Source organism: uncultured Bacteroides sp. (genome assembly GCF_902472605.1).
Taxonomy (GTDB): domain Bacteria; phylum Bacteroidota; class Bacteroidia; order Bacteroidales; family Bacteroidaceae; genus Phocaeicola.
Window position 1 is genome coordinate 21,270 of the sequence record NZ_CABROP010000012.1, and the last position, 22,655, is coordinate 43,924.

The 22,655-nt window shown below is 46.7% G+C and carries 18 protein-coding genes; 9 read left to right on the forward strand and 9 right to left on the reverse strand.

Annotated features, from left to right (window positions below):
* Positions 1-104 precede the first annotated feature (104 nt).
* Positions 105-2,012, forward strand: coding sequence for a methylmalonyl-CoA mutase small subunit (gene mutA / locus RDP42_RS04375; RefSeq protein WP_308762692.1), 1,908 nt, complete (start codon positions 105-107; stop codon positions 2,010-2,012).
* A 10-nt stretch (positions 2,013-2,022) separates the two neighbouring features.
* Positions 2,023-4,176, forward strand: coding sequence for a methylmalonyl-CoA mutase (gene scpA / locus RDP42_RS04380; RefSeq protein WP_303913422.1), 2,154 nt, complete (start codon positions 2,023-2,025; stop codon positions 4,174-4,176).
* 219 nt (positions 4,177-4,395) lie between these two features.
* On the opposite strand, the gene RDP42_RS04385 is transcribed toward scpA, so the two are convergent.
* The 4 genes from RDP42_RS04385 to RDP42_RS04400 form a co-directional block, all read right to left on the reverse strand.
* Positions 4,396-5,649: an ABC transporter permease gene (locus tag RDP42_RS04385; protein WP_204476941.1), complete on the reverse strand. Its 1,254-nt coding sequence runs from the start codon at positions 5,647-5,649 to the stop codon at positions 4,396-4,398.
* Between the two features lie 16 nt (positions 5,650-5,665).
* On the reverse strand, positions 5,666-6,583 hold the full coding sequence (locus RDP42_RS04390; protein ID WP_308762693.1) for an ABC transporter ATP-binding protein: 918 nt from the start codon (positions 6,581-6,583) through the stop codon (positions 5,666-5,668).
* 162 nt (positions 6,584-6,745) lie between these two features.
* A complete protein-coding gene (locus RDP42_RS04395; RefSeq protein WP_303913459.1) occupies positions 6,746-8,032 on the reverse strand; it encodes an NCS2 family permease in 1,287 nt (428 codons plus the stop codon).
* Between the two features lie 35 nt (positions 8,033-8,067).
* Positions 8,068-8,769, reverse strand: coding sequence for a DUF5020 family protein (locus tag RDP42_RS04400; RefSeq protein WP_308762694.1), 702 nt, complete (start codon positions 8,767-8,769; stop codon positions 8,068-8,070).
* Between the two features lie 111 nt (positions 8,770-8,880).
* Between RDP42_RS04400 and RDP42_RS04405 the strand changes: the two genes are divergently transcribed.
* On the forward strand, positions 8,881-10,989 hold the full coding sequence (locus tag RDP42_RS04405) for an alpha-L-fucosidase (protein ID WP_308762695.1): 2,109 nt from the start codon (positions 8,881-8,883) through the stop codon (positions 10,987-10,989).
* On the opposite strand, the gene metF is transcribed toward RDP42_RS04405, so the two are convergent.
* Complete coding sequence (metF, locus tag RDP42_RS04410) at positions 10,983-11,936, reverse strand: methylenetetrahydrofolate reductase [NAD(P)H] (RefSeq protein WP_303913409.1); 954 nt, start codon at positions 11,934-11,936, stop codon at positions 10,983-10,985. The genes RDP42_RS04405 and metF overlap by 7 nt on opposite strands.
* Positions 11,937-12,111: 175 nt before the next feature.
* Complete coding sequence (locus RDP42_RS04415) at positions 12,112-12,576, reverse strand: Lrp/AsnC family transcriptional regulator (RefSeq protein ID WP_239465278.1); 465 nt, start codon at positions 12,574-12,576, stop codon at positions 12,112-12,114.
* Positions 12,577-12,743: 167 nt separating this feature from the next.
* Here RDP42_RS04415 and RDP42_RS04420 point away from each other — a divergent pair, with 167 nt between their 5' ends.
* Positions 12,744-14,030 carry an O-acetylhomoserine aminocarboxypropyltransferase/cysteine synthase gene (locus tag RDP42_RS04420; RefSeq protein ID WP_308762696.1) on the forward strand — a complete coding sequence of 429 codons (1,287 nt, stop codon included), beginning with the start codon at positions 12,744-12,746 and terminating at the stop codon, positions 14,028-14,030.
* 149 nt (positions 14,031-14,179) lie between these two features.
* Here the strand turns inward: RDP42_RS04420 and RDP42_RS04425 are convergent, their stop codons facing one another.
* Positions 14,180-14,590: a PaaI family thioesterase gene (locus tag RDP42_RS04425; protein ID WP_148330183.1), complete on the reverse strand. Its 411-nt coding sequence runs from the start codon at positions 14,588-14,590 to the stop codon at positions 14,180-14,182.
* A gap of 5 nt (positions 14,591-14,595) precedes the next feature.
* Positions 14,596-15,651: a DUF2027 domain-containing protein gene (locus RDP42_RS04430; RefSeq protein ID WP_308762697.1), complete on the reverse strand. Its 1,056-nt coding sequence runs from the start codon at positions 15,649-15,651 to the stop codon at positions 14,596-14,598.
* A 152-nt stretch (positions 15,652-15,803) separates the two neighbouring features.
* Between RDP42_RS04430 and RDP42_RS04435 the strand changes: the two genes are divergently transcribed.
* Positions 15,804-17,021 (forward strand): S-adenosylmethionine:tRNA ribosyltransferase-isomerase, encoded by a 1,218-nt coding sequence (locus RDP42_RS04435; RefSeq protein ID WP_308762698.1) that lies wholly within the window; start codon positions 15,804-15,806, stop codon positions 17,019-17,021.
* Positions 17,022-17,039: 18 nt separating this feature from the next.
* Positions 17,040-17,543, forward strand: coding sequence for an NUDIX domain-containing protein (locus tag RDP42_RS04440; RefSeq protein ID WP_308762699.1), 504 nt, complete (start codon positions 17,040-17,042; stop codon positions 17,541-17,543).
* Between the two features lie 190 nt (positions 17,544-17,733).
* Here the strand turns inward: RDP42_RS04440 and RDP42_RS04445 are convergent, their stop codons facing one another.
* Complete coding sequence (locus RDP42_RS04445) at positions 17,734-18,201, reverse strand: nucleoside deaminase (protein WP_308762700.1); 468 nt, start codon at positions 18,199-18,201, stop codon at positions 17,734-17,736.
* 108 nt (positions 18,202-18,309) lie between these two features.
* On the opposite strand from RDP42_RS04445, the gene RDP42_RS04450 reads away from it, so the two are divergent.
* The 3 genes from RDP42_RS04450 (at position 18,310) to RDP42_RS04460 (ending at position 22,597) form a co-directional block, all read left to right on the forward strand.
* Positions 18,310-20,067 (forward strand): tetratricopeptide repeat protein, encoded by a 1,758-nt coding sequence (locus RDP42_RS04450; protein WP_308762701.1) that lies wholly within the window; start codon positions 18,310-18,312, stop codon positions 20,065-20,067.
* 74 nt (positions 20,068-20,141) lie between these two features.
* Complete coding sequence (locus RDP42_RS04455; RefSeq protein WP_308762702.1) at positions 20,142-20,792, forward strand: response regulator transcription factor; 651 nt, start codon at positions 20,142-20,144, stop codon at positions 20,790-20,792.
* Between the two features lie 44 nt (positions 20,793-20,836).
* Complete coding sequence (locus tag RDP42_RS04460; protein ID WP_308762703.1) at positions 20,837-22,597, forward strand: fasciclin domain-containing protein; 1,761 nt, start codon at positions 20,837-20,839, stop codon at positions 22,595-22,597.
* Positions 22,598-22,655: the final 58 nt, after the last annotated feature.

A 22,655-nucleotide genomic window follows, 5' to 3' on the forward strand; every position in this document is an offset into this window, starting at 1 on the left:
AGAATGTAAGATAAACAACCGGAAAATTTGTATATTTGCCCATGCAGGTTACTCACCTACACTATAATTTTAAATCTGAATATCAACAAAAACACTAATTCACTATGGCAGATAGTAAAGAAAAACTCTTTTCAGATTTTCCGCCCGTGTCTACCCAAGAATGGATGGACAAAATCATGGTCGACCTGAAAGGAGCCGATTTTGAGAAAAAGTTGGTATGGAAAACCAACGAAGGTTTCAAAGTGAAGCCGTTCTACCGTCAAGAAGATTTGGAAGGACTAAAAACCACTGAAGGACTTCCCGGACAATACCCATATATAAGAGGTATAAAGAAAGACGACAACACGTGGTTTATCCGTCAGGACATTGTGGTGGAGGATGCTGCCGAAGCCAATGCAAAAGCCCTTGACATATTGAATAAAGGAGTCGATTCACTCGGATTCCAGATTAAGGCCAAAGAACTCAGTGCTGAATACCTCGACACTCTGCTGAAGGATATCTGCTGCGAGTGTATCGAACTGAACTTCTCTACCTGCCAACGCCATACCCTGCAACTGGCACAACTGCTGGTAGCGTATTTCCAGAAAAAAGGCTATGCACCTGAGAAGCTGAAAGGCTCGCTGAACTTCGACCCCATCAGTAAAATGATGCAGAAAGGAAAAGATGTGAGTGCGGTCATCGCCACCGGAAAGGAACTGGTGGAAACACTGGCCGGATATCCGCATTTCCGTTGCATCGCCGTCAACTCGGTACAGCTGAACAATGCTGGAGCCTATATTTACCAGGAATTAGGATATGCCTTGGCTTGGGGAAATGAATACCTCAACCAGCTGGTGGAAGCCGGTGTACCCGCCGCACTGGCTGCCAAGAAAATCAAATTCAATTTCGGCATCACCTCCAACTATTTCATGGAAATTGCCAAATTCCGTGCGGCACGCATGTTGTGGGCTGACATCGTGAAACAATACCAACCGAAATGTCCGCGCACGGACTGCAAAAATACAGGAGCAGACGGTACCTGCTACTGCGCCTGCAAGATGGTAGCCCATGCCGAAACTTCCAACTTCAACCTCACTCTGTTCGATGCGCATGTCAACCTGCTCCGCACGCAGACGGAAGCCATGAGTGCGGCCATCGCCGGTGTGAACTCCATCACCGTTTCGCCGTTTGACAAGACCTATGAAACACCGAACGATTTCTCTGAACGTATCGCCCGCAACCAGCAACTGCTGTTGAAAGAAGAATCTCATCTGAACCGCATCGTCGACCCAGCTGCCGGTTCTTATTATATTGAAAACCTGACTGTCTCCATCGCGAAAGAGGCTTGGAAACTTTTCCTGGCTGTGGAAGAAGCGGGAGGCATGCTGCAAGCGGTCAAAGCGGGCAGCGTACAGGAGGCCGTGAACCAGAGTAACAAGGCTCGTCACGAAGCGGTATCCAAACGGAAAGAGATTCTGTTAGGTACCAACCAATATCCGAACTTCAACGAACTGGCCGGCGACAAACGCCCACTGGACGGATGTACGAAATGCGGATGCGGCGGTCATGAAGAAGAGGAAACAGCCCTGGTTAAATTGCAGACGGCACGTGCAGCCAGCGAGTTCGAGGCTCTCCGCCTGGAAACAGAAACTTCCGGCAAACGTCCGAAGGCATTCATGCTGACCATCGGTAACCTGGCCATGCGTCAGGCCCGTGCCCAGTTCTCCTGCAACTTCCTGGCTTGTGCGGGGTATCAGGTCATCGACAACTTAGGATTTGCCAGCATTGAAGAAGGTATCGAAGCAGCCATGAAGGCGCAAGCCGACATCGTGGTGCTCTGCTCCAGTGACGATGAATATGCCGAATATGCCATTCCAGCCTTCAAGGCCCTCAACGGACGTGCCATGTTTATCGTGGCAGGTGCTCCGGCCTGCATGGAAGAACTGAAAGCTGCCGGCATTGAGAACTTCATCCATGTACGCTGCAACGTGCTGGAAACTTTACGCGAATACAACCGCAAACTCTTATCTTGAATTGCACACTATGAGACAGAATTTTACACAAATCGATATATTTGCCGGTTTCCATCCGCAGAACGGTATGGAATGGCAGAAAGAGAATGGCATCACCGCCAACTGGAAAACACCTGAACAGATTCAGGTGAAGCCTGTATATACCAAGGAAGACCTGGAGGGCATGGAACACCTGAACTATGCAGCAGGTATTCCTCCTTATCTTCGTGGCCCATACTCCATGATGTACACCTTCCGTCCGTGGACCATCCGTCAGTATGCCGGATTCTCTACCGCAGAAGAATCCAACGCCTTTTACCGTCGTAACCTGGCTTCCGGACAGAAAGGTCTGTCGGTCGCCTTCGACCTTCCGACTCACCGAGGCTACGACCCGGACCATCCGCGCGTAGTGGGCGATGTAGGTAAGGCCGGTGTGTCTATCTGCTCATTGGAAAACATGAAAGTGCTTTTCGATGGTATTCCCTTGAACAAGATGTCTGTATCCATGACCATGAACGGGGCGGTACTTCCCATCATGGCGTTCTACATCAATGCAGGACTGGAACAGGGTGCCAAACTGGAAGAAATGGCCGGAACCATCCAGAACGATATTCTGAAGGAATTCATGGTGCGCAACACCTATATTTATCCGCCTGCCTTCTCCATGAAGATTATTTCCGACATCTTTGAATACACATCTCAGAAGATGCCGAAATTCAACTCCATCTCTATCTCGGGATACCACATGCAGGAAGCAGGTGCTACAGCCGACATCGAACTGGCTTATACTTTGGCCGATGGATTGGAATACCTTCGTGCGGGAGTAGCTGCCGGCATTGACATCGATGCCTTTGCTCCCCGTCTGTCGTTCTTCTGGGCCATCGGTATGAACCATTTCATGGAAATCGCCAAGATGCGTGCCGCCCGTATGCTGTGGGCCAAGATTGTAAAACAGTTCCATCCGAAGAACCCGAAATCACTGGCTCTGCGTACACACTCTCAGACTTCCGGATGGTCACTGACCGAACAGGACCCGTTCAACAACGTGGGACGTACTTGTATCGAGGCCATGGCTGCCGCACTGGGACACACGCAATCACTGCATACCAACGCGCTGGATGAAGCCATCGCCTTGCCGACGGACTTCTCGGCCCGTATCGCCCGAAACACGCAGATTTACATTCAGGAAGAAACACAGATTTGCAAGAACGTAGACCCGTGGGGCGGTTCATACTACGTGGAAGCTCTGACCAACGAGCTGGCTCACAAGGCATGGGAACACATTCAGGAAATTGAGAAACTGGGTGGTATGGCCAAGGCCATCGAAACAGGTATTCCGAAGATGCGTATCGAAGAAGCGGCTGCCCGCACACAGGCTCGTATCGACTCCGGCGAGCAGACCATTGTGGGAACCAACAAATACCGTTTGGAAAAGGAAGACCCGATTGACATTCTGGAAGTGGACAACACCGCCGTACGTCAGGAACAGATTGAAAACCTGCGTCGCCTGAAAGAAGGGCGTAATCAGGCCGAGGTGGACAAGGCACTGGAGGCTATCACCGAATGCGTACGCACCGGCAAGGGCAACCTGCTGGAACTGGCTGTTGAAGCTGCGCGCGTACGGGCCACCCTGGGAGAAATATCCGATGCCTGCGAAAAAGTCGTAGGACGTTATAAAGCAATTATCAGAACCATATCAGGAGTGTATTCATCAGAAAGTAAAAAAGACGCAGATTTCGCACGGGCTTGCGAACTGACCGAAGAATTTGCCAAGAAAGAAGGCCGCCGTCCACGTGTCATGATTGCCAAAATGGGACAGGACGGACACGACCGTGGTGCCAAAGTAGTAGCAACCGGATTTGCCGACTGTGGCTTCGACGTGGATATGGGACCGTTGTTCCAGACACCGGAAGAAGCAGCCCGCGAAGCCGTGGAAAACGACGTACATGCAGTAGGTGTATCGTCACTGGCTGCCGGACACAAGACCTTGATTCCGCAAATCATTGCCGAATTAAAGCGTCTGGGACGTGAAGACATTCTGGTCTTTGCCGGAGGTGTCATCCCGGCACAGGATTATGACTTCCTGTATAAAGCCGGCGTAATGGCTATCTTTGGCCCGGGTACTTCCGTTGCCAAATCGGCCTGTCAGGTAATGGAACTATTGCTGGAAGCAGAAGAGGAATAAAAGAAGGATTTCTATAAAAAAGCAGAGGCGTCTCAGATTTTGAGATGCCTCTGCTTTTTTTATACTTCCTCCATTGTTTTTTCAACTTGATGTAAAAGAAACTCTTTACAGCCCTTTAGGCAATATCAGTACTTCCTAAACAGTACTAAAGTACTTCACTGAAAGTACTGCAGTACTGCCTTGAAAGTACTACGGTACTGCCCTGGAAGTACTGAAAAGTCATTTATACGTAATCCAACGAATCATTTCCTTGAAAGAAGGTTTCTTGCCGTACATCAGAATACCTACCCGGTAAATCTTTCCCGCTATCCAAATCATACCGAAAGCAGCGGCATACAAAATCACCACCGACAGCACGGTTTCCCATACCGGTACATCGAAAGGCAAACGCACCATCATGACAATAGGAGAAGTAAACGGAATCATAGAGCACCAGATAGCCAGCGGTCCGTCAGGATTATCGGAACTATAGATACCCGCATACAGCGCAAAAATCAGCAACAGAATAATCGGAGTCATAAACTGCTGGGAATCTTCCTGCCCGTTGATGGCCGCCCCGATGGCCGCAAAGATAGACGCATATACCAGATACCCCCCGATGAAGTTCAAGACAAAGAAGCCTCCCATTTTGGCTAAATTCAATCCGTGAAGTGTAGCCAGTAACCCGGAAGCCTCTCCCATCAACTCCGGGGAACTGCCGGACAAGCTACCCGCAATGCCCAACAACACCACAATCAACAGAATCCAAATGGCCAGCTGGGCCACACCTACCAGCCCGATACCCACAATCTTTCCAATCATCAGCTGGAAAGGACGTACAGAAGACACAATGACTTCCACAATGCGGTTGGTCTTTTCCTCCATCACACTTTGCATCACCATACCTCCGTATGACATTACAAACATATAAATAAGGAAAGTCAATACCATGCCGGCGGCCATGGCTGCTCCCGCATTCGATTCGCTTTCCGTACCGTCGTCACTCCATTTCACCGTACGGATATTCAGCTTACGGTTCATATCCTGCATGATGGAAGGTAACTGTGGAATATCATAGTGAAGCAGTTTATCCTGGCGTACCTGTTCATCAAGTGTCTCTCCTACCAGTCGAGAAAGGCTGTTCGGCACTTCTTTCCGTGAATAAATGGTCACGGCTTCCGGATGAGCCGCCAGGTCGGCCTTGATTTCCACCACAGCCTCAAACGCACTGGAATCTGTGCGGAAAGAAGCCTCCATTTGAGGCACACCGACAAAATGCCAGGATTCATCGTCCTTGAACTGAGGCAGGTATTTCATGGTGGCATCAATGACCGCTACCTGTTTCTGGTCACCACCCTTAACGGTAGACAACCATAAAGGAACAAAAATAAGTGCCGCAAACACAAACGGCATCAGGATGGTGAGCAAAATGAATGATTTCTTGCTCACTCGATTTATAAATTCACGTTGAATAATAATCCAAGTCTTGTTCATAGCGAAATAGATTTAATTAGATTTTACCTTCTACCGTACGGATAAAAATATCGTTCATGGAAGGAATACATTCTGAGAACTGAATGATTTCGGTTTGGGCGCCAATCAGTGACAACATTTCCGAATTGGAGATGGAAGTCAGCTTACGCAATTTGTAGCTGACCGTTTGCGCATCGACGACTTGACTATCAACCACCTCAAAAGCATCCGATTCCGGCAAAGGATTGCCCGACCGTACCGTCAGTTCATATTGATTGCTCTTATACTGAGAACGTATGTCTTGCACAGCTCCCTGCAACACCACCTGGGAATGATTAATCAAAGCAATATGGTCACAGATTTCTTCTACGGACGCCATATTATGAGTAGAAAAAATAATCGTATGCCCTTCTTCTTTCAGTTTCAGGATTTCGCGTTTCAACAATTCGGCATTTACCGGGTCGAAACCGGAAAAAGGTTCATCGAAAATCAACAAAGGAGGACGGTGGAGTACCGTGATGACAAACTGTACCTTCTGCTGCATCCCTTTGGAAAGTTCTTCCAGCTTCTTGTTCCACCAAGGCATAATGTCAAACCGATCGAACCAGTCGGTCAGACGTTTTTTTGCTTCCTGACGGCTCAATCCTTTCAGTTGGGCCAGATACACAGCCTGTTCCCCTACTTTCATTTTCTTGTAAAGTCCCCGTTCTTCCGGAAGATAACCGATAGAATAAATATCCTGCGGCTGGGAAAGATGCCCATCAAACCATACTTCCCCCGCATCGGGTGCCGTAATACGGTTAATAATACGAATCAGCGTGGTTTTCCCTGCCCCATTGGGCCCCAGCAAACCAAAGACTTGCCCCTTAGGAACCTGAATGCTTACCTCCTCCAATGCCGTATGGTTGGCATAGCGTTTAGTGACTTGTCGTGCTTCTAAAAAAGATTCATTCATGCCTTAGATTTTAAAAGTTTAATTATATAATACATTTACATTTAACAAAGGTAGAAAAATCCCTTTTATGACCAACATTCAATTACATTTTGTACATAAAAAAACGGAAATACCGATACTTGTTACATCGGTATTTCCGTTATCTATCAGGATAGATTAAGCTTACAAGAAGAACTTAAAGACAAAGATGACCGACAAGATGTACATGGCCGGCGTCAGTTTCTTGGTATGTCCGCACAACAAGTTAATCAAGACATAACTGATCATTCCAAGCACAATACCATCGGAGATACTATAAGCCAACGGCATGAAGATGATACAGATGAAAGCCGGAATGGCCTCGGAATAATCCAGAAAATCTACCTTCTTGACGGAAGACATCATCATCAGTCCCACCAAAATCAGTACCGGAGCCGTAGCAGCTCCCGGAACAGCCAGGAAGAAAGGAGCCAAAAACAAAGACAACAGGAAGCAAACAGCTGTCACAAACGAAGTCAGTCCGCTACGTCCGCCTTCTCCCACTCCGGAAGCACTCTCCACGAAAGTTGTAATGGTACTAGTTCCCAATACGGCTCCAGCTGTCGTACCTACCGCATCTACCAAGAAAGCCTGCTTCAAATGAGGAATCTTTCCGTCTTTTGTCACCATACCTGCCTTTGTGGTTACACCCACCAAAGTACCAATGGTATCAAACATATCCACAAACAGGAAAGTGAAAACGACAATGACCATTTCCTTGGTGAAGATATGTTCCCACTGGAACTGACAGAAAATCGGAGCTATGGAAGGAGGTGTACTGAATACGCCATCCAGATGAGTCTGCCCCATCGGAATGCCAATCACGGTAGTCAGCAGGATACCAATCAGCAAGGCACCACGTACTCTTTTAATCAGCAGGATAGAAGTGACCAGCAGGCCGATAATTCCCAGTAAGGCAGAGCCTGAAGTGATATCTCCCAGTGAAAGCAAAGTCGCATCGTTGTTTACAATAATACCGGCATTCTGCAAACCGATGAAAGCGATAAACAGACCGATACCTGCCCCAATGGCATTTCGAAGCGTGAGCGGAAGTGCATCCACAATCTTTTCACGCAGATTGGTAATCGTCAAGAGAATAAAGATAATACCTTCCAGCAGCACAGCCGTCAGAGCAAACTGCCAGGAATATCCCAGCGTCAGACATACCGTATAGGCAAAAAACGCGTTCAATCCCATCCCCGGAGCCAGTCCGAAAGGAAGTTTCGCATACAAGGCCATCAACAAGGTGGCAAAAGCAGAAGCCACGACCGTCGTCGTAAACAAGGCTCCTTTGTCCATCCCCGTAGCCGACAGGATATTCGGATTGACCGCCAGAATATAGGCCATGGTCAAAAAGGTGGTAATACCTGCCAGGATTTCCGTGCGTACACGGGTTTCCCGGGGATTAAAACCAAATAATTTTTCCAGCATTTTCATTGTATAATTGCTTTAAGTCTATTTCCTTATCAGAAACTCCATTTCATGGCCAGTGTCGGAATGAAATAGAAACCGTCTCGAGTAGCAAAATTGGTACTCAACTCCCATTCCGAACCCACACTCAGGTTCAGATTGTCGTTCACGTGCTTGAATTTGTTCAGGTTAATCCAAAACTGCGGCTCACTGATGAAAACAAAATTGTGATTCTGACCATTTACATCGGTATGTTTCTCTCGCCAAAAGTCGGCAAATCCGCTAAACGTAAATTTTTCCTGCCAGAAATTCAGCGTCCACGTACCCGTCAACTGGAAATTGTGGGGCTTCGCATTCTTCTGGATGTATTTATAGAGCACCTGAATACCAAAAGTCTTTGAGAAGTCACTGTTGTTCCAAGAATAAGTGGCACCTCCCAAGAACGCATTATTGATATAATTTAAACCACCATTATATTCTACGTGTGCAGAAAAAGGAGCTTTCCAGAATTTCAGTTCTCGACTGATTTCCCAATAGGCTGAAGCCACTCCCTTATCCGTGTAATCCATATCGACAAAGAAATACGTGCTTCCCCAATTGTCGGCCTTGAACATTTCGACCGTAGTGGTTACCCAAGGACGTTCGTCGAGTGATTTGTACAAGGCACGTCCCAAGTCGTAGTGTAACTGAATGTTCTGCGCCACGGCTCCTCCCACAAAGGCAGACAGGAGAAGAACGAAAAGAAATAATTTTTTCATTTGAATTTAACTTGTTTTTAATGGTTTTTAAATCGGCTGCAAAATTACATAAAAAAGCACTATAAAAACAAAGAACTCCTTATCTTTGCTTAAACGAATTCAGCAAAGCCCATGAAAAAGCTATTTATCACCTTATTAGTGTGTGTAATCGGTCTGGGAGTGAAAGGCCAAGTTTCTCCACAAGCTTTCCAGCAATGGCACGGAGATAAGTTTTCCATGTTCATCCATTTTGGACTTTATTCACAACTGGGAGGAGTTTGGAACCATAAACAAATTCAAGATGGATACAGTGAACAGATTCGGGCTTTTGCACAAATACCTCAAGAGGAATACGAAAAATTAGCCAGTGAGTTTAATCCCACTGCGTTCAATGCAGACTCTATCGCCTTGCTGGCCAAGAAGGCAGGTATGCACTCCATTATCTTTACCAGCAAGCACCACGATGGATTCTGCCTGTTCAAAACCGCCACCACTCCGTTCAATTCATACGATGCCAGCCCTTGCAAACGGGATTTCGTCAAAGAATTGGCAGAAGCAGCCCGCCGACAAGGGTTACGGTTCGGACTATACTTTTCACTCATCGACTGGCACTATCCGTATGCTTCGCCCATGTCACCACATAATGCGGATTTCATTACGGAAGCTCACCACAATTATACCAAGCAACAGTTGAAGGAGCTGCTGACTCGCTACGGAACTATCTCAGAGCTTTGGTTCGACATGGGTTCCAACACTCCTGCACAAAGTAAAGAACTTTACGAAATGGTTCACCAGTACCAACCCGACTGCATGGTCAGCGGACGACTGGGAAACGACCAGTACGATTTTTGTGTAATGGCCGACAATGACTATCCGGAAAAAACACTGCATGCTCCTTGGCAAAGCGCCGCTTCCATGTTCAATGAGACTTGGGGCTACCGCTCCTGGCAGGAACGCGGCAAGGTGGAAGACAAAGTACGGGAGAAAATTCTCAGTTTGATTAACGTAGTTTCCAGAGGAGGAAACTATTTGCTCAACATCGGCCCTAAAGGAAACGGCGAAGTGGTTGATTTTGAAAAAAAAGTACTGGAACAAATGGGCAACTGGCTTTCTCGTTATGGTTACGCTGTATATCAAACAGAAGCATCTCCATTCCAGCAAGAATTTGACTGGGGAGCAGTGACCCGCAAAGACAACCACTTATATCTGTTCCTTTCAGGCACTTATCCGAAAGAAGGAAAAATTACCTTCCAGATGCCGGGATATGTCTTGCAAAAAGGAGACGGGAAAATGGCTACTTACCTGCAATATGGAGATGAAGTGGTGCTCACCATACCGGCCTCAGCCTATAAGGACAAACAGATTCATGTACTGACACTTGATTTCGACAAGAAAATTGAACCGTTGCCCGGGAATACGGTCAGAAGCATAATACTGACTGCGCAGAATGCGACTCCACAATACAGCTATTCCTGCTTTGACTATTACACCAACTACCGGAGTGTCATCGGTTATAGCTGGAACTTTGAACAACTGCTTTTAAAGCAGTTGGAAGTGGTTTATACCTCCCAGGAAGCAGGACGTGAAATTGATTTGACCCTTGACGGAAAGACTTATCACGTCACTTTAAACAAAGGTAAAGAACAAAAAATAAATTCACTCTCAAGCCCCACATGGGGAGAAACCTATGTATGCGGACCTGGAAACGGAATTTTCCATGCCAAAGACTCCTTATCTGCCAACCTGCAGCACTCTCCCCTTACCGGTAAAGCCTGGAAACAAACAAAAGAAGAAGGTACACTCGATTGTCCTCAGTTTGCGAGCTACTATATTCTGCGAGAAATCGAAGCCCCCCGTTCACAATATGTGCTGGCAGAAGTAGGAGCTGGAAACGGTATGGAAATCTACGTAAACGGAAAATTGATTGCCAAACACTTGAATCCATACCGTACGAAGTTCCGTACTGAAAAAGTACTTCTTCCTCTTGAAAAAGGAAAGAATGTGGTCATTCTTCGCTCTTACAACCGATTCGAAACTCAGGCAACCTACCTGTTGCGCCCAGCCGAAGAGCAAAAGGTCTACCGTCAGGATGTGGTGCTTCCAGATGCCTTGAACGGAAAAGATCATAGCCTTGTATTAAAACCACACAATCCTTCTTCCCCGCATACTGATGCAGAATTATCCAATCTGCGCATCCGGTTAAGAAGGATTGCCCTCAACAAAGGTCAAAGAGATCAATAAATCTCTTTGGCTACTTTATATACACTGTCGGAAGCCATAAAGGTATAGAAATGCAGGCCGGGGACCCCATGTGCCAGCAAGTCTTTGCACTGGGCCTTGCACCATTCCACTCCTACCGCCTTCACTTCATCGTCATTCTCACATTTGCGGAGTTCTGAAGCAAAGGCTTCCGGTATATCGGTGCGGAACACTTTAGGCAACACATTCAACTGGTTCTTGAATACGACCGGCTTGATACCCGGAATGATAGGTACCTCAATGCCTTCCTGCCGGCAACGGTCGACAAAAGCATAGTATTTCTCGTTGTCAAAGAACATCTGTGTCACCACGTAATCGGCCCCGTTGCGTACTTTCTCTTTCAAGTAAAACAAGTCTGATTCCATGTTGGGCGCTTCTTCATGCTTCTCCGGATAGCAGGCCATGCCATAAGAGAAAGGAGTCTCAATGCCTTCAATTTTCGAACCGTCCAGCGAAATACCCTGATTAAAACGATTCACCTGCTGCTGCAAGTCGGTAGCATGTTCGTTGTATAGATACAAGTCCTTCGCTGCAATGTCCAACGGTTTGGAGTCGCCTCTCAGCAACAACAGATTGGTAATGCCTAAAAAGTTCAAGTCGAGCAAAGCATATTCCGTTTCTTCCTTGGTAAATCCCTTACAGATAATATGAGGCACCGCCTGAATGCCGTACTTGTTCTGAATGGCTGCTGCGATGGCCACTGTACCCGGACGTTTCCGGACCGTGGTCTTCTTCAGGTTACCATCGGGTTGCGGCAGATACACAATCTCACTGTGGTGAGCCGTGATGTTGATGTACTTGGGGTCAAACTCACGCAACTTGTCGATGACGTGATATACTTTTTGTATGCTGTTTCCTTTCAAAGGTGGCAAAATCTCAAAGGAAAATATCGGTTCCTTACTATTCTTGATTAAATCTATTACTTTCATCGTGCATTTGTTAATTGATTGCGACAAAGATACAAGCAATTGATTTATCCACCAACATTCAAAGAATATTTAGAAAAAAGGGATTGTTTAGCCCATAAAACACGCCTCAAAATAGAATAATATTCTATTCAGAACTCCGATTATAGAATAAAAGAGCAGTAAACCATACAGAAGCTTAAATATGAAGTCCGTAGTCGTGCTTCACTTCATCCATCACAAACATGCTTTCCAACGAACCCAGACTGTCGACCGTTCCTAATACATTAATGATAAACTCCTGATAGTACTTCATGTTTGGGGCATGGATTTTCAACAGGTAATCATAGCTTCCTGAAATGTTGTAACACTCCGTCACCTCCGGTATCTGCTGGATGATACGGGTAAACTCCATGGCGATGTCCTTGTTCATCCGACGCAACTTCACGTTGCAGAACACCACAAACCCCTGATTTAACTTGTCGGCATCGAGCACAGCAATGTATTTCTTGATGTATCCTTCCCGCTCCAGTCTTTTCAAACGCTCGAATACGGGCGTGGACGACAGACTGACTTGTGCCGCCAGTTCCTTGGTAGTCAACCGGGCATTCTCCTGCAATGTGCGGAGAATCTGCAAATCTACTTTATCCAATCTTTCGGTCATAAGAATTTTATTCTATCAAAGTTCATTTTATACATACAAAACTAATTGTTTTTTCTTTTACAACAGCACTTGATAGATGAATTTTCCATATTTCCCGTATATATTGGAGGATATGTCCATCAGAACTACTTTTGCATTGTATTTAAAACCTCTAAAAACTCACAGCAATGGAAAAGACTAAGCTACACTTCGAAACACTCCAACTACACGTAGGACAAGAAACGCCAGATCCGGCTACCGATGCACGGGCTGTACCTATTTATCAGACCACTTCGTATGTATTCCAAGATTCGGCTCATGCAGCCGCCCGTTTCAGTCTGGAAGAGGGTGGAAACATTTACGGACGCCTGACCAATCCCACACAAGGTGTACTGGAACAGCGGGTGGCCGCACTGGAAGGCGGAGTCGCAGCCTTGGCCGTTGCCTCAGGAGCCGCCGCCATCAGTTACGCGTTTGAAAATATCACCCAACAAGGTGACCATATCGTATCCGCCTGCACCATTTATGGAGGCACCTACAACCTGCTGGCACATACCTTCCCCACCCGGGGTGTACATACCACCTTCGTAGACCCGGAAGACCCGGAGAACTTCGAACGGGCTATCCAGCCGAACACCAAAGCGTTATTCATTGAAAGTTTAGGAAATCCCAACAGTACACTGGTGGACATTGAACGTATTGCGGAAATCGCCCACCGGCATCAGATTCCCCTCTTGATAGACAACACCTTTGCCACCCCCTACCTGTTGCGCCCCATTGAGCACGGAGCCGACATCGTAATTCACTCGGCTACCAAATTCATCGGCGGGCACGGCACTTCTCTGGGAGGTATCATTGTGGACTCCGGAAAATTCGACTGGAAGGCTTCCGGAAAGTTCCCTCAACTGACCGATCCCGACCCATGTTACCACGGCCTCTGCTTTGCCGAGGTAGCCGGAGCTGCTGCCTACGTGACCCGCATCCGGGCCATCCTGCTCCGCGATACCGGAGCCGCCCTCAGTCCGTTCAATGCCTTCCTTCTCCTGCAGGGGCTGGAAACGCTTTCACTGAGAGTGGAACGTCATGTAGAAAATGCCTTGAAGGTAGTAGACTTCCTGCAGCATCACCCCAAAGTGACAAAAGTCAACCATCCATCGTTGCCCTCACACACCTCTCCGGCACTCTACCAGAAGTATTTCCCGAAAGGAGCTGGCTCTATCTTTACCTTTGAAATCAAAGGAGGACGCGCCGAAGCGCACCGCTTCATCGACCACCTGAAGATTTTCTCCTTGCTGGCCAATGTAGCCGATGTGAAATCACTGGTCATCCACCCGGCCAGCACCACTCACTCCCAGCTCAATGACGAGGAGTTGGCCGCACAAGGCATCTCACAAGCTACCATCCGTTTATCAATAGGTACCGAACATATCGATGATTTGATTGCCGACTTGACGCAAGCTTTTGCACAAATCTGACAAACGAGTAAAAAATCCCCCTTGCTTCTGAATTGAAGTAATCCCAAAAGTTTTGTATTCCACTTTTTAGGGGTGCTTCAAATTCCTGAAAGCAAGGGGGATTTTTCATCATTCAGGAGCGGGAATACTCCCGACAATTTCTTTTCACTTTATTCCAGCTCGTCTACCTCCAACTCCTCACTTTTCCGGTAACCCGAACTGGTCAGTACGGCAATCAGCTGCTGCTGTTCATCCACCAAGTGTACCTCAATAAAAGGCACCCGGGCATGATTGTACGTCTCAGTAGCCTCCGCATACACATAACCTTGGCTCACCGCACGTAAGAACGTGATGTTCGCATTCAGCGACAAAGTCAGCCGCCCCCGGCTGTTTGCCACCGCGGCGAAAGCCAGGTCAGCCAGTGTGAACAACGCACCTCCCTGGCAAACCCCTCCGGCATTCAAATGCTTCTCGGTCACTTTCATCCGCGCCTTGGCATATCCCGGACTGATTTCCAACAATTCCACTCCTGCCTCCGCCGCAAAACGGTCGGCCGACAGCAATTCTTTCAAAGTTCCCATATCTCTTAACGTATTGTCACCATCGTAGCCCCAAATCCGTATTCCCGGAAAGAAGCATCCTGCCATTGGTAAGTCTTGTACTTCCGCTTCAGTTCATCCAGGATGGCCCGGCGCAGCACGCCGTCTCCCTTGCCATGGATAAACACAATCCGCTGGCCTTTCTTCTGCTTATACTCTTCCAGCGTCTTGCGGAACACATCCAACTGATAGTTCAACATTTCCGCATTACCCATACCGGTGGTATCGTCCAATAATTCATGGATGTGCAAGTCCACCTCCACAATCTCATTTTTCACCACATGCTGCTTTTTCTGCACCTTGGCCGGTACGTCCTGCACGTCCTTCTGCAACAACGCATTCTTGATGTCATCGGCCGATACGAAGACCTGCTTCACGGCCTCATCGTCTTTCACAACCTCATAAATCAAGGCCGGTTCTTCAAAGAAATCGGAAGGCTGGAACGTATGTAGCTTGTAGAACTTCACCGTATCGATGCGCAATTCCTGACTCACCGCCGGCTTGAACAGGAAGGTACGGTCGTCTTTATACACCATCAACTGTACCGCCACACGCTCCATTTCGTTCAGGTCACTTTTTTCAAACTCTTCCAGATGCAACTTCATGTTCGGTTTCACCGTTCCCCGGCTGCGCAACGTCCAGCTGTTGCCTTCTGCCGAAAGGTACAGGTAATCCACGAAATAATTGCTGTCGTTCACCAGGTAAGCATCAAAGGCTGTAGAAGAAATAGCCTTCACATCCTGCGGCACGTAGGCCAGGAACACGTTCAGCACATCGTTCCCACGAATCTCAGGAGCCCGATACGTAATCGGTTTTTCTTCTTCCACTTCTTCTTCCTCTTCCACCTCCGGAGCCGAAGGCTTCTTGGTCGACTTCAACGGAATATTATAGTCATCTGTCTGAATCACCACACATTCCTTAATCAGCATGGGAATTTCAAACCCATCTTCTCCTTCTACCAATGCCACATCTTTTCCCTGAAAGCCACGGACAATTCCTCCGCCCACTTCGCTCAGGAAACGTACTTTATCTCCTATTTTCATAACTTTCTCCAATTTTATAACTCTGACAAATGTAACGACTTTCATCGGAATATGGAAATTATTCAAAGAGCCATGAAACGAAGTCCACGAAAAAATTATTCTGTTAGGAGGATTCTGCTAATTATTGTACTTTTGCAAAAAAATAAAAAGACATGGAAGATACCAAGCATATAAAAATCAGCGATTACAACTATCCGCTACCGGATGACCGCATCGCGAAATTTCCGCTGCCGGTCCGCGACCAGTCCAAGCTGCTGGTATATCAGCACGGACAAATCAGTGAAACCCATTTCACTTCCCTTCCGGATTACCTGGAACCCGGTACCCTCATGATTTTCAACAATACGAAAGTGATTCAGGCCCGTCTGCATTTCCGCAAGGAAACCGGTGCCCTGATTGAAATATTCTGTCTGGAGCCCATCGAGCCCAACGATTATGCCCTCAACTTCCAGCAAACCCAGCATGCGGCCTGGCTCTGCATGATTGGCAACCTGAAGAAATGGAAGGAAGGCCCGCTGCACAAGGAAATGACAGTCAAAGGCAAGACCCTGACCCTGACGGCCACCCGTGGCGCCTGCCACGGCACCAGCCACTGGATTGATTTCACCTGGGACAACCCCGAAGTGACTTTTGCCGACATCTTGGAATTCTTCGGCGAACTGCCCATTCCTCCCTACTTGAACAGAGAGACGCAGGAAAGTGACAAGGTAACCTATCAGACGGTTTATTCCAAGATAAAAGGTTCCGTAGCGGCCCCGACCGCCGGCCTGCACTTCACCGAGCGCGTATTGAACGCCCTGAAAGAAAAAGGAGTCGACCTGGAAGAAGTCACCTTGCACGTGGGAGCCGGTACGTTCAAGCCGGTAAAGAGTGAAGAGATTGAAGGACACGAAATGCATACGGAATACATCTCAGTCAACCGGAGTACCATCGAGAAACTGCTGGCACACGGAGGCGAGGCGGTAGCGGTAGGCACCACTTCTGTCCGTACCCTCGAAAGTCTTTACTACATCGGCGTAACGGTATCACAGCATCCGGATGCCAGCCAGGAAGAGCTGCACGTACAGCAATGGCAACCCTACGACACTCATCCGACACTGAGCACGATGGAGGCCCTGCAACACCTCCTCGACTACATGGACCGTCACGGACTGGAAGCCCTGCACACCAGTACCCAGATTATCATCGCTCCGGGTTACGAATACCACATTGTCAAGAAAATGGTGACCAATTTCCACCAGCCGCAAAGCACCCTGCTGTTGTTGGTTTCAGCCTTTGTGAAAGGCAACTGGCGACCGATTTATGATTATGCCTTGGCTCACGATTTCCGCTTCCTGAGCTACGGTGACTCGTCCTTACTGATACCCTGATTTTAAAAGCTTCAACCGATGAAAGATAATAGCGAAGAAATGTTTCCTCTCGTAGACGAGGAAGGCAACCTTATAGGGGCAGCCACCCGAGGAGAATGTCACAACGGCAGCAAGCTCCTGCACCCGGTGGTCCACCTGCATGTATTCAACAGCAAAGGGGAGCTCTATCTGCAGAAACGACCGGACTGGAAAGACATCCAGCCCGGCAAATGGGATACTTCCGTGGGAGGACATATCGACTTAGGAGAAAGTGTAGAGATGGCCTTGAAGCGGGAAGTCCGCGAAGAACTCGGCATTACCGACTTCACGCCCCAACTGCTGGCTCACTACGTATTCGAATCCGCCCGAGAAAAAGAGCTGGTATTTTCTCACAAGACCGTGTACGACGGTCCTATCTCTCCCAGCGAAGAACTGGCCGGCGGACGTTTCTGGTCCCTCGAAGAAATCCGCCAGAACTTAGGGAAAGGCGTGTTTACCCCTAACTTTGAACGGGAATTCACAACCGTACTCCAGCCGGAATAACGGTCAGTAAAACGAATCTGAAAACGCTGCTTGCTTTTTGGAAAGACACGCTTGTCCCGACTAAGTTTCCCTACCGTAAAACATACGTTTTCCCCGGCGGAAACGTATGTTTCTGCGAAGGAAAACGTACGTTTCCGCCAAGGGAAACCTAAAAAACGACAAGACGCTACCGCCTCATTGTCGAATCATCTCAATATTCCACCTTATCCGTTTTGGCAGCCCAGTCCTGAAAGGCCTTAATAGCTTCTTCGGGCAGCAATACCTCTGAGGGCAAGCGTCTTTCTGCCGGTTTCAGCTCCAGTTCCTCATAAATAAAGGCATCATCGAAACCAATGGCTGCCGCATCATGCTTGTTATTTCCATAATACATCCGGTCCAGATGTGCCCAATAGATGGCTCCCAGGCACATGGGACAAGGTTCGCACGAAGTATAGATTTCACATCCGCTCAAATCGAACGAACCTAACTTCTTGGCTGCTGCCCGAATGGCACTCACCTCCGCATGAGCTGTCGGGTCACAATCCGGAGTTACCCGATTGACTCCCGTGGCCACAATCTCCCCATTCCGGGCAATCACAGCCCCGAAAGGACCTCCTCCTTCTGCCACATTCTTTACAGACAGCTCTATTGCTTTTCGCATCAATTCTTCTTTTGTCATACGATTTAGTTTTAAGTCCAAGTTTCTATCTGCGGAAAATAGAGAAAAACTTAGAATAATCCAAATTTTTTTGTTACATTGCAATATTCCCCTTAATCGTCATAGCCTATGAGAACCTGTATTTTTACCTTCCTATTTGGTTTATCCTGCTTCCTACTTTCAGCCTCCCCCTCAAAGATAGAAAAACTCACAGAAACAGCTGATGCATTTTACCAAGCAGGGAAGCCTGATTCTGCCTTATGGGCTATTGGCCAAGCCATTCAGCAGGCTCTGACCAACAAGGATACCTGCAGCATAGTTTCCTGCTACACCTCACAAGGAGTATATTTGCGTTCTTCCGGAAAAATTCCAGAAGCGATAGCAGCCTATGACAAAGCCCTGCAACTTGCTGTCTGCCTGCCTGAAAATTCGGAAGAAAACCGACAGGCTCTTGTCACACTCTACAACAATCTGGCCACTATTCACTTAGATATGAAAAATCCCGAACAAGCTCTGAAATATGCACATAAAGCAGTTACCCAAGCAGACCAATGTCAGGACGCTGATTTCCGTACTCAAATATACAATGTATGTGCTTCTATTTTTATCACACAAAAGGAATACAAGACAGCAAAAACTTATCTGTCCAAAGCCATTAAGCTTTCACAACAGCTCCAGCAACCGGAAACCGAACTCAGTGCACGCACCTACTACCTGCTGACCCTGTTTCGAGAAGGAGCATCCACCCAAGAGATTCAGCCACTCGTCCAACAAACCAATCGGCTTGCTTCCAAAGTCCACTCGACAATGGCCCTCGTCAATTATTATCAGGTACTCTTTTATGTGCAACAAGCCCAAAAAGAATGGAAGCAGGCCGCACAGACCGCCAAAAAAATACTGCATCTTCCAGGTATCGAAAATTATCCGTTTCTGGAATACGACATCTACAACAATCTTCACCTTGTTTACAAGGAACTGGCCGACTACCGACAGGCTTATCACATATTAGGACTAGCCAAAGCCCTCAGCGACTCCCTGTTCGTACAAGATAAAAGCCGTCAGCTGGAGGAGCTCTCTGTAAAATATGAGACCCAGAAGAAAGAGCTGGAATACCAACAGCTACAAGAAAAACGACAGAAAGAAAAACAGAATCTACAACTGAAAATCACCGCCTTACTCATTCTGTTGGCAGTCATGGCCTTTATCTCACTCTACTTCATACAAAAACAGAGGCTACGCATCGAACGCCAGAAGAGAGAGGCGGAGACACAACGCAGTGAATTTGAGAACTTACAACGTGAAACAGAACGCAATGCCACACGTACGTACCTAAAAGAACTGGAAGAAGAACGCAACCGGCTGGCAAAAGAGCTACACGACGGTGTGTGCAACGACCTGTATGCTTTAGAGATGAATGCTGCTTCACTTGACGAACCCTGGAAGGAAGTACTACGCAATAGTCGGGAAAACATCCGACGGGTGTCCCATGAGCTGCTTCCTCCCACCTTCCAAGAAACCACGCTCAAACAAGTACTGCAAAATTATGCGGAACGTATGACTTCAGCCAATTGCCAAATCATTCTTACCACCCAGCCTGAAGAATGCGACTGGTCGGTGCTTCCCGAACACTACAGCCTGAACATCTATCGCATCATCCAAGAAGCGACCAGCAATGCAATCAAACATGCCTCTCCAACCAAGATTCATATCTCATTGCAATGGAAGCTTCCCAATTTGGAACTTACCATATCCCACAACGGATACTTCATCTCCACTTCCGGAAAAGGTATCGGGTTGCAGACCATGAAGGAACGTGCGATGGCTTTAAAAGGAACAATTTCATTAGATTCTCAGAAGATGACAATCATTATTCCACTGTTCACCTAGAAAACTACGGGTTACCGTGGGGGGAATCTCAAGAGGGTTGCGTACTTTTGTTAATAAATAAAAACAATCCATACATGAATCTGAATGTAGCCATTATCGATGATCATCCCCTTGTTCTGGAAGGATTGAAAAGCCTACTATCCCATACCATAGGGATAGAAAGCATTCATACGGCTCAAACAGGTAACCAACTGAAAGAGTTAATGGCACAACATTCTTTCCAACTTTACATCATCGATTTGGATTTGCCTGACATAGATGGGTTCATACTCATTCACCAAATAAAGCAAAAAGAGCCGGATGCCAAGATTATTGTCAGCACCATGCACGAAGAAATCTGGATTGTCAACAAATTGAAGAGTCCCGACATCGATGCCGTGGTATTCAAATCATCCGCTGGAAACTATATTAAAAAAGCCATCCAAGCCATATTGAAAGGGAAAAACTATTATTGTCCTCAGTTTCAAAAGCTATACAAAGAAAAAGAAAAAGTCAGCAATACAACTGACATGGTCGATTCTGCCCCCACCATTCGGGAACTAGATGTGCTGAAAGCCATCGCCAAAGGAATGAGCACCCACGAAATTTCCGAATGTCTCTTTATTTCAGAAAATACTGTAGAATGGCACCGCAAGAATCTGATGGTAAAGTTCGGCGCAAAAAATGCAACAGACTTAGTCATCAAGGCCCTGTCAAAAGGTTATCTCAGTATTCCTCTGCAATAAGTGTGATATACTCTTTTTATGTTTAACCTAATCTATCTGCTACCATGAAAAAAAGTGTGATGAAAACCTTCGTTTTCTATTTATTTGGCATCTTCTCTTTATGTATTTTGAATGCATGTAGTAATGAAGAAACTCCCAATCCGGAACCTCCTCCCTCAGAAGGACAAGAAGAAGTAAAAAAAATCGTAGAAGTACTGAAAGAAAGTGCGCCACAAGTAAGTCAGTTTGTAGAAATACTGGAAAAAACAAATGTGGCCAACCTTCAGGAAAATCAACTGACTATTTTTGCCGTAAAGAACTCTAATGCCGCCAGTCGTACCGAAAGACTGGATACAGCCTCTATTAAAAACCACATTATAAAAGGACGTTACACTAAAAACGAACTTACAGAAGGAAGCACTCTAACCAGCATCAGCAATGAAACACTTTATGTGACACGAGAGGAAGATAAAGTCCAAATCAACGGCATTCAGATTGAAGGAGAAGCCATTCCAGCAGGAAACAGTTATGTGTATGTCGTACCAGAAATCATTCCCATGCTTGATGGACCTATCGTTACCATACACGAAACAACCATTCTTGTGCTGTTGCCTACTGGAGAACCTCTGGAAGGCGTAACCATTGAAGCCCAAGAGGGAAATGGCAGCGTACTGGGGCCTTTCACGACCAATGCAGACGGAAAAGCAATCATCTCACATCAAAATGATACATTAACCTATATTATCCACAAAGAAGATTACTCCAATCTATCTGACGGATTCCTCATTGAAGGAGCTGACGCCAATGGCAATCTTGTCTTCGCCGACCTGAATGGAGATGGAGTAATTAACATAGATGACAAGGTAAACAGTGAACCATATAGATACTACCTGAATTACAGAAACCTTGCAGAAAACAATGTAACCGAAGTCTGCTACATGACTCCAATTGAGAATGTAAACGTAGCTGACATACAAGCCCAATGGAACGAAGAACTCGGTATTTACCTGACACAAGTCAAAAACTTGGAATACAACCTATTATACGATACATATTTCGACTATAAGACGGTGGAATATACTTCCAGCTCTTTCTGGGAACTTGCTTACCAAACCTTAGAAAGCTGTAAAAAATACTTGGATTTGGTTACCTCATTAAATACGGCAGAAGGGTGGGAAGCATCCTGGGATATGACCGTTGACTATGGGATGATTCAAAACCAACTATTAGGATATTATGGGAAAATTGTGCCCAACGACAACCAAGAAAGTCAAGACAAATTAATCTACTATCTGGCAGATTTAATACTCAACTCAACAGAGAAAAGAGACTTGGCAACCAGAGCCTTGCTTGGGAAAACTTACCTTATTTCCGGATATTACCAAGAAGCCCTTCAACAGTGCCAATATATACTGGACAGCAAGGTATTCAGTCTGGACCCAGAGGCAACAAACCAATTAAACAATCAAGAAGTCCTCTGGGGAGGATACAAAGATAATTTCGGAAATCCGGGAGGAAGCTATATTCATCCCATCCTTTTGCGTGAAGTATACCTCATGGCCGCCATCGCTTATTCTCTCACTGGGAATGAAATGCAAGCTACTGAAATCAAGAATCAACTAAAAGAAGCATTCTCACTAAGTGGCACAGACTGGGCGGAATATATTCAGCTGCTACAGGGAACAGGAGGAGCCTATCCTTATTATCGTTTACTAGATATTCCAATCGAACAAACTGGATTCCACAATCCAACCAATTACTACTTACCTATTCCTATGGAAACACTCAGCAACAATCCGGGTATGAAACAGAACCCAGGATACTAATCTCTCTCTAACAAAAAAATCCCAGCCGGAACCATCCGGTCGGGATTTTACTTTTATG